This is a genomic window from Pseudomonas borbori, assembly GCF_900115555.1.
Classification (GTDB): domain Bacteria; phylum Pseudomonadota; class Gammaproteobacteria; order Pseudomonadales; family Pseudomonadaceae; genus Aquipseudomonas; species Aquipseudomonas borbori.
Genome location: NZ_FOWX01000016.1, coordinates 102568 through 112750 on the forward strand (window position 1 = coordinate 102568; position 10183 = coordinate 112750).

A 10183-nucleotide genomic window follows, 5' to 3' on the forward strand; every position below is an offset into this window, starting at 1 on the left:
CGAGCGGCAAGCTGCAAGCTTCAAGCGGCAAGCAGTCCGCTTTTACTTGCAGCTTGAGGCTTGGAGCTTGCAGCTATGAAACTACTCATTCTCGATCGCGACGGCGTGATCAATTACGACTCCGACGCCTATATCAAGAGCCTCGACGAGTGGATTCCGCTGCCCGGCGCCGTCGAGGCCATCGCGCGCTTGTCCCGGGCAGGCTGGACGGTCGCGGTGGCCACCAACCAGTCGGGCCTGGCCCGTGGCTATTACGATCAGACGGCGCTGGAGGCGATGCACGCGCGCCTGCGCCAACTGGTGGCCGAGCAGGGCGGCGAGCTGGGGCTGATCGTGCATTGCCCGCATGGCCCGGATGACGGTTGCGACTGCCGCAAGCCAAAGCCCGGTATGCTCCGGCAGATCGCCACACATTACGACACCAGCCTGGCCGGAGTGTGGTTCGTCGGCGACAGCGGCGGCGACCTGAAAGCCGCTCTGGCCGTCGGTTGCCAGCCGGTCCTGGTCAAGACCGGCAAAGGCCTGCTGACCCTGGCCCAGCCATTGCCGGCAGGCACCCTGGTATTCGACGATCTGGCGGCGGTCGCCAGCCAGCTTATCCACTGAAATAACGCAGGACGGTAAACGCCCCCATGTCGACAATGCAGACCCTCAGAACCTTCCTCTTCTACCTGTTGCTGTCTGTCAGCGCCTGCGTCTGGTGCATTCTCAGCGTATTCGTTGCGCCCTTCCTGCCGTTTCGGGCGCGCTACCGTTTCGTCAATCAGACCTGGTGCCGTTGCGCCGTGTGGCTGGCCAAGGTGCTGCTGGGCATCCGCTATGAAGTCAAAGGCCTGGAGAACATCCCGCAGCGACCCTGCGTGATTCTCGCCAAGCACCAGAGCACCTGGGAGACCTTCTTTCTCTCGGCGCTGTTCGAACCGCTGAGCCAGGTGCTCAAGCGCGAACTGCTCTATGTACCCTTCTTTGGCTGGGCCATGGCCATGCTCAAACCCATCGCCATCGACCGCAGCAACCCCAAAGCCGCCCTCAAGCAGCTGGCCAAACAGGGCCACGAGCGCCTGGAGCAGGGCGCCTGGGTGCTGATCTTCCCGGAAGGTACGCGGATCGCCACCGGCCAGATCGGCAAGTTCTCCCGCGGCGGCGCCGCCCTGGCGGTCAACGCCAAGCTGCCGGTATTGCCCATCGCCCATAACGCCGGCGAGTTCTGGCCCAAGCAGGGCTGGGGCAAGACCCCCGGCACCGTTCAGGTGGTGATAGGCCCGGCCATGCAGGCCGAAGGCACAGGCCCGCGGGCGATTGCCGAGCTGAACGATCGCGCCTTCGCCTGGATCAGCCAGGCACAGCGCGATATCGGCGCCCTGGCTGCCGAAGACGCCGTGTGCGACGTCCACGAAAGCGTTTAGATCAGGTTCGCCAAGTTTTTTGAAAAACTGTGGATAAGCTGTGCGCGAAATCTTGGGAATCATCCTATATCCGACATAACTAGCTGACTATTAATAGATTTTATCTAGATAGCGGGAAGCCAGGTCGCTGGGTATAAGTTCTAACCCGTTGCGCTAATCCGGGACTGGCACACGCAACGGGACAGCCAAAGCGGCTAAGCTATTCGCCACCCCAGTGCACTGAAAGGGACTTCAGGCCGATGCTGTCCATCTATCAACTCAAACCACACTTGCAGAACCTGCTGCGCCCCGGCGTAAAGCACCTCCATGCCAGCGGCGTGAGCGCCAATCAGGTGACCTTGGCGGCGGCCTCGATTTCGCTGCTGCTCGGCATCCTCCTGGCGACCTTGCATCGACACGCCTGGCTGTTCGCCCTGATCCCGCTGTGGATGATTCTGCGCATGGCGCTCAACGCGGTGGACGGCATGCTCGCCCGCGAGTTCGGCCAGCAATCCAGGCTCGGCGCCTACCTCAACGAACTCTGCGACCTGATCGCCGATAGCGCCCTGTATCTGCCTTTTGCCCTGCTGCCCGGCGTCTCGCCGCTGCTGGTGGTATTGCTGGTGCTGTTGGCCCTGATCAGCGAATACGCCGGCGTACTCGGGCCCATGATCGGTGCCTCGCGCCGCTACGATGGGCCCATGGGCAAGAGCGACCGCGCCTTCTGTTTCGGCGTGCTCGGCGCCGGGGTGGCCAGCGGCCTGTTGCCGGCCAGCTGGATCGACGGCCTGCTCGCCCTGATCCTCGCCCTGCTGCTTTACACCCTCTACAACCGTGTGCGCCAAGGCCTGGCCGAGGCGGCACAACCGACCGATTCGAAATAGGGATATCTCGATGCGCGAAGCCCAGCAACTGCGTTTCACCAGCCATGACGGCGTCGAACTGTTCTACCGCCACTGGCCTGCCGAGGTCGCCGACGCTGCCGCGCCGAGACGGGCCATCGTGATGTTCCACCGCGGCCACGAGCATGGCGGGCGCATGGCCCATCTGGTCGATGAACTGGACATGCCCGGCTTCGACTTCTTCGCCTGGGATGCCCGCGGCCATGGCCTGTCGCCGGGCGAACGCGGCGACAGCCCGAGCTTCGCCACCAGCGTGCGCGATGTGCAGACCTTTATCGAGCATATCGGCGATCAGCATGGCCTGGCCGAGGAAGATCTTGCGGTGTTGGCGCAAAGCGTCGGCGCCGTTGTGGTCGCGACCTGGGCCCATGACTACGCGCCGCAGATCCGCGCCCTGGTGCTCGCCTCACCGGCCTTCAAGGTCAAGCTCTATGTGCCCCTCGCCCGCAGCGGCCTCAAGCTGATGCGCACCTGGCGCGGCAATTTCTTCGTTAACAGCTACGTCAAAGCCAGGTTCCTCAGCCACGACCCGGCGCGTATCGCCTCCTTCGATAACGACCCGCTGATCACCCGGGCGATTTCGGTGAATATGCTGCTCGGCCTGTACGAGGCCGCCGAGCGGGTGGTGGCCGATGCCCAGGCGATCCAGATTCCCACCCAGCTGCTGATCTCCGGGGCCGACTTCGTGGTGCAGCGCAAGCCGCAGGAACAGTTCTTCGAGCGCCTCGGCAGCCTGCGCAAGGAGCAGCACATACTGCCCGGCTTCTTCCACGACACCCTCGGCGAACGCGACCGTAGCCATGCCTTGAGCCGCGCGAGACGCTTTCTTCTGCATTGTTTCGAGGAGCCGGTGCAGCACCCCTCGCTGCTGGATGCTGACCGCCTGGGCGCGACTTGCGCCGAGGCCGAGAGCCTGGCCGCGCCGCTGCCGCACAACTCGCCGCGCGACCTCTATTGGCGCGCCAGCCGCGCCAGCCTGAGGTTCGGCAGCAATCTATCCGATGGAGTCAAACTGGGCTTCGACACCGGCTTCGACTCCGGCAGCACCCTCGATTACGTCTACCGCAACCGGCCCAGCGGCAAGTCGGCACTCGGCAAGCTGATCGACCGGAACTACCTGAACTCCATCGGCTGGCGCGGCATCCGCCAACGCAAAGTGCATGCCGAGGAGTTGCTGCGCCTGGCCATGGCCAAGTTGCGCGTGCAGGGTCGTGGCGTGCGTATCGTCGATATCGCCGCCGGTCATGGCCGCTACATTCTCGAAGCCCTGGACGGGATGGAGCAGCAGCCCGACTCGATCCTGCTGCGCGATTACAGCGATGTCAACGTGCGCGACGGCGCCGCGCTGATCGAACACAGGGGCCTGTCCCATATCGCCCGCTTCGTCAAAGGCGACGCCTTCGACCGCGACGATCTGGCCGCGCTCGATCCCAAGCCGACCCTGGCGGTGGTCTCCGGTTTGTACGAGCTGTTCGGCAGCAACCAGATGGTCGGCGACTCCCTGGCCGGCTTGGCCGCGGCGGTGGAAGAGGGCGGCTATCTGGTTTACACCGGGCAGCCCTGGCACCCGCAGCTGGAACTGATCGCCCGCGCGCTGACCAGCCACCGCGGCGGCGAAGCCTGGGTCATGCGCCGACGCAGTCAGGCGGAGATGGATCAACTGGTCGAGGCCGCGGGTTTCCGCAAGCTGACCCAGCGCATCGATGAATGGGGCATCTTCAGCGTCTCCCTGGCGCAACGGCTGTCCTGATGGCAGGCGCCGCGGTTAGCCGCGAAGCGGGGCTGTGGAAACGCGGGATAGTGTGGCTGCTGTTGTTGGCGCCGCTGTTCTTCGCCAGCTACAGCTTTGCCAACTGGCTGAGCAGCCAGCGCGATGACGTCGGCAGCCTGATGTTCGCCTGGGAAAACCGGATGCCGCTATGGCCATGGACCATCGTGCCTTACTGGTCGATCGACCTGCTCTATGGTTTGTCCTTTCTGCTGCCGGCGACACGGCGGGAAATGGATCGCCACGGCCTGCGCTTGCTCAGCGTACAGCTGCTGTGCATCGCCGCCTTCCTGCTCTGGCCGCTGCGTTTCACCTTCGAGCGGCCCGAACTGGATGGCTTGTTCGGCAGCCTGTTCGATGTGCTGATGGGCTTCGATAAACCCTTCAACCAGGCGCCATCCCTGCATATCGCCCTGCTAGTGGTCATCTGGATAATGTTCGCCCGACATACCCATGGTCTATGGCTGCGCGGCCTGCTGCACGGCTGGTTTGCGCTGATCGGCGTGTCGGTGCTGACCACCTGGCAGCATCATTTCATCGACGTGCCCACCGGGGTGCTGGCCGGCTGGCTCTGCGTCTGGCTCTGGCCCCAGCAAGGTCCCAGCCCGCTGCTGGATTGGCAGTTGGCCCGCGAGCCGCAACGTTGGCGCCTGGCATTGCGCTATGGCCTGGGCGCGGCGCTGCTGAGCGCGCTGGCGGTGAATCTGGGCGGCGTCTGGTTATGGCTGTTGTGGCCAAGCTTCTCGTTGCTGCTGGTGGCGCTGAACTATGCGCTGTTCGACGCCGCAGGCTTTCAGAAGGACGCCAAAGGCCACCTCAGCAGTGCCGCCTGCTGGCTGCTCGCGCCATACCTGGCGGCTGCCTGGCTCAACTCACGCCTATGGACTCGTAAACATCCCCAGGCCGATGAGGTCAGCGAGGGCGTCTGGCTCGGGCGAATTCCCGCAGCAGGGCAGGCCGATCAGTTTCATGCCCTGCTGGATCTCTGCGCCGAACTGCCGAGGCGAGCACCGGCCAAGGCCTATCGTTCGCTGCCGGTGCTCGACCTCAGCGTACCCAACGCGCACACGCTGCAGGCCGCCGCCCAGGCAATCGAAACGCTGCGTCAGCAGGGTCCGTTGCTGGTCTATTGCGCACTAGGTTATTCACGCAGCGCCACCGCGGTAGCCGCCTGGCTGCTGCATAGCGGCCGTTGCCAGAGCGTGCCAGATGCACTCGCACGCCTGCGCCTGGCGCGTCCGCAGGTGGTGTTGAGCGAAGCCCACCAGCGCGCGCTGGTGGACATGCAGCAACTGAGCGGCGGTGCGACTCCGGTCTTGGCGGCAACCCATGGCTACTGAGATGCAGCTGTTCACCCTGGCCAGCCTGCTGCGCCGGGGCAAGGCGCTGGATCGGTTGTCCAACGCAGTCACCCTGCTCGGCTTGGCGATCGGCCTGGCACCGCTGCTCGGCGTTGCAGCTCAACCATTGGCCACCCTGTTCTGCGGGCTGTTGGTACTGCTGGGGCTGGTCGAAAAGTATTGGGCGTTGCGAGTGGCCCTGGATGCCGAACTGTTCCAGCGCCTGGCGGACGACGCCGAGCACCTGGCGCTGCATACCGCCGATCTCGATCAAGCGCTCACCCGGCTAGGCCTGCGATCGGCAAACCTGGAGGCGCGCAGCTGGGATGAACGCAGTCGCGGTGCGCTGCGCTTGTTACGCCTGCAGGCGCTCTGGCTACTCGTGCAATTGTTGCTGGCCGTGGCGATCCTGCTCGGTCTGCCTTGGCTTTCTATCACTGGATAAGGAATCGTCATGCTCGCTGCCCTGACCGCCTTTGCGATTACCTCAGCCGCGCGCCTGCTGACCGGCGCCCGCGCGCTCTGGCTCGGCTGCACCGCGCAACCGGTGCAGCGCCTGTATTACGCCAACCACAGCAGCCACGGCGACTTCGTGCTGCTCTGGGCCTCGCTACCGCCGGAGCTGCGGCGCAGCACCCGCCCGGTGGCCGGTGCCGACTACTGGCAGCGCGACAGCCTGCGCCGCTACCTGATCCATCAGGTGTTCAACGGCGTGTTGATCGATCGCGAGCGCGGCTCCGCACACAGCAACCCGCTGCAACCGATGCTCGATGCCCTGGACAACGGCGATTCGTTGATCCTGTTTCCCGAGGGCACGCGCAACCTGGAAGAGGGCTTGTTGCCGTTCAAGAGTGGCCTCTATCACTTGGCCAAGGCGCGACCGCATATCGAGCTGATCCCCGTATGGATCGCCAACCTTAGCCGCGTGATGCCCAAGGGCAGGGCGCTACCCTTGCCGCTGCTGTGCACCCTGAGCTTCGGTGCGCCGCTGCAACCGCTGGAAACCGAGAGCAAGGAAGCGTTCCTCGAACGCGCCCGTAACGCGCTGCTGGCCATGGCGCCCGAGGAGGTTTGAAATGGATAACAACACCCTGCTGCTGTTCGCCGGTATCGGCGCCCTGTTGCTGTTGGCCTCGGCCATCGGCTATTTCCTTAAATGGCGTAGCGGCGACAGCCCCAACCCGGTGATCGACAACCTCAACGCGCGGATCAACGCCTGGTGGGTGATGGTGGCCGTGATAGGCGCGGCTTTTCTGTTCGGCGATATCGGCGTGATCCTGCTGTTCTACTTCGTTTCCTTCTACGCCCTGCGCGAATTCATGACCTTGACGCCGACCCGGCGCAGCGATTATCCGGCGCTGGTGGCGGCCTTTTACTTCGCTCTGCCGATGCAATACCTGCTGATCGCCGTCGACTGGTACGGCCTGTTCTCGATCTTCATCCCGGTTTACCTGTTCCTGCTGCTGCCGATTCTCGCCTCCCTGGGCGGCGATACCACGCGCTTCCTCGAGCGTGCCTCCAAGGTGCAATGGGGGCTGATGATCGCGGTCTACTGCATCTCCGCGGTACCGGCACTGCTGACCCTGGACATCCCCGGCTATGCAGGGCGCAACCTGCTGCTGATCGCCTGGCTGATCATAGTCGTGCAGCTATCCGACGTACTGCAGTACGTCTGCGGCAAGCTGTTCGGCAAACACAAGATCGCCCCGCGCCTGTCGCCCTCTAAAACCGTGGAGGGCTTTGTCGGCGGGGTGGCCCTGGCTTGCCTGGTCGGTGCGCTGCTGTGCTGGATCACCCCGTTCAACTTCTGGCAGGCCGCGCTGATGGCCCTGACCGTCAACCTGCTGGGCTTTGCCGGCGGCCTGGTGATGTCGGCAATCAAGCGCGACCGCGGGGTGAAGGACTGGGGTCATATGATCGAAGGCCACGGCGGCATGCTCGACCGCCTCGACTCGGTGTGTTTCGCTGCCCCGATATTCTTCCACTTCGTGCGCTACTGGTGGGTGCCGGCACTGGCCTAGATCCAGTACGTCGGTCGCCAGGACAGCCCAGCAATAGAACAGCTCCAGGTCCGCTTGGGCTGTGGCTCGACATGCCGTTCAGTTCATCGGTTGTTCAGCCATTGATCGAGGCCAACGCCGGTCGATGCCGCCACAGGATGGTCGCGATAGTCGCGGCATACAGGGCAATCACCACCAGTCCCACCGACTGAATCTCGAACGGGGTGAATTTGAACAGCAGGACCAGGGCGGCCAGCACACTCACGTTGAGCATGATGAACCTCGGCCGCCCCAGTTTCTCGACCTTGATCCCCAGATTGTCGGTGTACAAGCGCACCAGCGAATCGACCGAGTTGATCACGAAGATGATCCCCACCGTGACCATCGCCAGCTTGAACAGCAGGGTGATCTCGATGGCATTGGCGAAGTAGTAGTACAGCACGGAGAACCATATCGCCAACGGAATGGAGGGGATGATCAGCAGCGCCAGCAACAGTTGATAGGTCTTCAGGCCGCCGACGAAACGCGAGACGAACTGGCCGATCATCACGCTCCAGGCAAACCACCAGAACAGGTAGAAGGCGTGGTAGTCGCTCAGCGGCAGGACGAACTCATGCAACTCGGCGAAATAGCCGGTGCCGATCGCCGCAGCCGCCTCGGCCACGTAGCCGGCGTCCGCATCCATCAACCACCACATCCCGGCAATCAGGGCGAAGAACAACCAGGTCGAGGCCACGCTCAGGATCTTCAGGTACTTGATATCGGTGCTCGAATAGACCGCCGCCAGCAGGATCAGCAAGACCACCAGGTAACCCCAGCCTTCGCCGACTTCCGGCGCATACCAGGCGATATTCACCAGGAACAGGTAGGCCGTGAAGGCGCAGGTCGAAATGATCACCAGATTGTTGATGAGCTTCACCGGTTTCAGTTCGAAGAACTTCACCCGCGGCTCGATCACACAGAAGTAGAAGGTGGTGAGGAAGTAGAACACCCAAATCAGAAAGCCCCAGAAGCCGAACTCGACAGCCAGTGGGTTGGAGAATTGATATTCCGCGTCCTTGGCGTAGACCGGGAACTCGGTCAGCGGAAAGATGATCAGGCCCATGTCCAGGCCCGAGGTAAACAGGATCGCCATGAAGGTCAGCAACCCCACCGGTTCGGAACCATGACAACGCTGGTTGCCCCAGCGCAGCAGGACAAACAGGGTGGTGAGCAACAGTGCGATGATCGCGCCGGACAAAACAAATTTCATAAGGACCCCATGCCTACTGCCGCGCCTGATGCTGTGGCCAAGGGCCAACCCTGAGGTCGGCGGCGGCGTTGTGCTTCTTGTAATTGTTTGATGGATTGCTTGCGAGGTGTCCTGCCTGGGCACCACGCCGCTGGGCCGCGGCTCACCCCTGAGCGGCGACAAGGCACCTGGCGATAGAACAGCGCAGCCAACCTTAGCTCCTTGATTGGCAGCCTCGTCAGCAGGCTCCGGTCACCGAGCTATCCTGTCGCCGGCTGCAACTTCACACATTCCCGTAGGCGACATCTTCTATCCTGTCGCCGGCCCCCCCGGTCGCGCCATGGTGCGGGCAGCCTGTGTTACGCCGCCCATCCACAGGTAACGTAACTGAGTGCTACGGGAACAGATCGGCCACGCTTCTACTTCGCAGAAAAAGCGATAACCTATCAACATATTGATTTATAACGATTTTTAAAAACTGGCACGGGCTGTGCTTTATCTAGGGTAGAACAACAACAAAAACAGCAAAAAGAAAAACATCTCGACTCTGGTAAAACAAAAACAACACGGCAGAGAAGTAGCAAACAGATTTTTTTGGAGAGGGTGCGCTGTTCCGGGATTCAGAACCGGCAACCAGTTTTAGAAGAATAAAACTACCTTGAGGTAGCTCGTTCTGGTTGGATCACTTGGTGACAATGGCACTGCCAGCAACCAAAAAAATACGTTTGCCCTTGGTCCCTTCTGGGGATCTGATGAAAAGCTTGTCGATCACCAATAAAAACAACAGATCGCTAAACAAGAAAAACAAAGCACACGTAACTTATTCGAGGGGAGCCCAGGCTCCCCTCAGTGCTTTCTGGCTTCCCCATCTTCAGAGCAGGGGTCAGCCGTTGATCATCCTCTCCTAATCCGCTCTCCGCGTTCTGCCGCGCTGTTTGGCCGAACTGACTGGCAACAATATCCGGACTTACCAAAGCCCTCCTGCGCTAGATACAGACGCTCATCACCCCGTCGTACCAAGCAACTCCATTGAGCTGGACGTATCAACGATCCGGTAGCCCATCGCCTTATAGCCAGCTTGGCGCTTATTCCACATCCGTAACAAAGCCGGGTGTCCCCCATCGATGAAGTCGATGATGCGCACATCAGCCTTGCTTGATGAAGCCGCAAGCGAGTCGCACTCGACTACCCATCACAATTTTTGAGACTGATGGGTGACGCTATTTTGATCGGCACAAATTGCCGCGAGTCTTTCACTCCAAAAATCTCGCAGATTTCTGCACTCTCAAAACGAGATTTTCCGGGATTTCTCTGTAGCTTCACTACATAAATCGCTTACTGGACACTACGAGGCTGCATCTAAAGCACTGATCCAGAAAGAAAAACCCCGGCGCTAGGCCGGGGTAGTGGCAGATTTCATCATGACAATAACTCGCACAATCATGACAATTAACCTGCCCGTCGACACCTGTCGACGGGCGACAAACCTGGCATTTGTCAGAATCATCAATCCCAATTAAATCAATGACTTACAAAAAATAATGGGCACCATTATTG

General features: G+C 61.5%; 9 protein-coding genes. 8 read left to right on the top strand and 1 reads right to left on the bottom strand.

The annotated features are described in order from the left end of the window. Window positions 1-75: 75 nt before the first annotated feature. From gmhB to BM315_RS13725, 8 genes are all read left to right on the top strand, one after another. Entirely contained in the window at window positions 76-606 is a 531-nt protein-coding gene (gene gmhB / locus BM315_RS13690) for a D-glycero-beta-D-manno-heptose 1,7-bisphosphate 7-phosphatase (protein ID WP_090501862.1), read from the top strand. A 26-nt stretch (window positions 607-632) separates the two neighbouring features. After that, entirely contained in the window at window positions 633-1406 is a 774-nt protein-coding gene (locus tag BM315_RS13695; protein ID WP_090501863.1) for a lysophospholipid acyltransferase family protein, read from the top strand. A gap of 239 nt (window positions 1407-1645) precedes the next feature. Then, window positions 1646-2269, top strand: coding sequence for a CDP-alcohol phosphatidyltransferase family protein (locus tag BM315_RS13700; RefSeq protein WP_090501865.1), 624 nt, complete (start codon window positions 1646-1648; stop codon window positions 2267-2269). Between the two features lie 10 nt (window positions 2270-2279). Next, window positions 2280-4037 (top strand): bifunctional alpha/beta hydrolase/class I SAM-dependent methyltransferase, encoded by a 1758-nt coding sequence (locus tag BM315_RS13705; protein ID WP_090501867.1) that lies wholly within the window; start codon window positions 2280-2282, stop codon window positions 4035-4037. Continuing rightward, window positions 4037-5395, top strand: a complete 1359-nt coding sequence (locus tag BM315_RS13710) for a phosphatase PAP2/dual specificity phosphatase family protein (protein WP_170862216.1) — start codon at window positions 4037-4039, stop codon at window positions 5393-5395. Before BM315_RS13705 ends, BM315_RS13710 begins: the two co-directional genes overlap by 1 nt. Then, entirely contained in the window at window positions 5385-5840 is a 456-nt protein-coding gene (locus BM315_RS13715; protein WP_090501868.1) for a hypothetical protein, read from the top strand. The genes BM315_RS13710 and BM315_RS13715 overlap by 11 nt, the downstream gene beginning before the upstream one ends. A 9-nt stretch (window positions 5841-5849) precedes the next feature. Further along, window positions 5850-6470 (top strand): lysophospholipid acyltransferase family protein, encoded by a 621-nt coding sequence (locus tag BM315_RS13720; protein WP_090501870.1) that lies wholly within the window; start codon window positions 5850-5852, stop codon window positions 6468-6470. A 1-nt stretch (window position 6471) separates the two neighbouring features. Then, complete coding sequence (locus tag BM315_RS13725) at window positions 6472-7416, top strand: phosphatidate cytidylyltransferase (RefSeq protein ID WP_090501872.1); 945 nt, start codon at window positions 6472-6474, stop codon at window positions 7414-7416. Between the two features lie 94 nt (window positions 7417-7510). On the opposite strand, the gene BM315_RS13730 is transcribed toward BM315_RS13725, so the two are convergent. Continuing rightward, window positions 7511-8647, bottom strand: a complete 1137-nt coding sequence (locus BM315_RS13730) for a choline transporter (protein ID WP_090501875.1) — start codon at window positions 8645-8647, stop codon at window positions 7511-7513. Window positions 8648-10183 lie beyond the last annotated feature (1536 nt).

Excerpts from the sequence above, each read along its gene's own strand:
- BM315_RS13715 (WP_090501868.1), top strand. The coding sequence starts at position 5,385 with ATGGCTACTGAGATGCAGCTGTTCACCCTGGCCAGCCTGCTGCGCCGG.
- gmhB (WP_090501862.1), top strand. The coding sequence starts at position 76 with ATGAAACTACTCATTCTCGATCGCGACGGCGTGATCAATTACGACTCC.
- BM315_RS13725 (WP_090501872.1), top strand. The coding sequence starts at position 6,472 with ATGGATAACAACACCCTGCTGCTGTTCGCCGGTATCGGCGCCCTGTTG.
- BM315_RS13720 (WP_090501870.1), top strand. The coding sequence starts at position 5,850 with ATGCTCGCTGCCCTGACCGCCTTTGCGATTACCTCAGCCGCGCGCCTG.
- BM315_RS13700 (WP_090501865.1), top strand. The coding sequence starts at position 1,646 with ATGCTGTCCATCTATCAACTCAAACCACACTTGCAGAACCTGCTGCGC.
- BM315_RS13730 (WP_090501875.1), bottom strand. The coding sequence starts at position 8,647 with ATGAAATTTGTTTTGTCCGGCGCGATCATCGCACTGTTGCTCACCACC.
- BM315_RS13695 (WP_090501863.1), top strand. The coding sequence starts at position 633 with ATGTCGACAATGCAGACCCTCAGAACCTTCCTCTTCTACCTGTTGCTG.
- BM315_RS13705 (WP_090501867.1), top strand. The coding sequence starts at position 2,280 with ATGCGCGAAGCCCAGCAACTGCGTTTCACCAGCCATGACGGCGTCGAA.
- BM315_RS13710 (WP_170862216.1), top strand. The coding sequence starts at position 4,037 with ATGGCAGGCGCCGCGGTTAGCCGCGAAGCGGGGCTGTGGAAACGCGGG.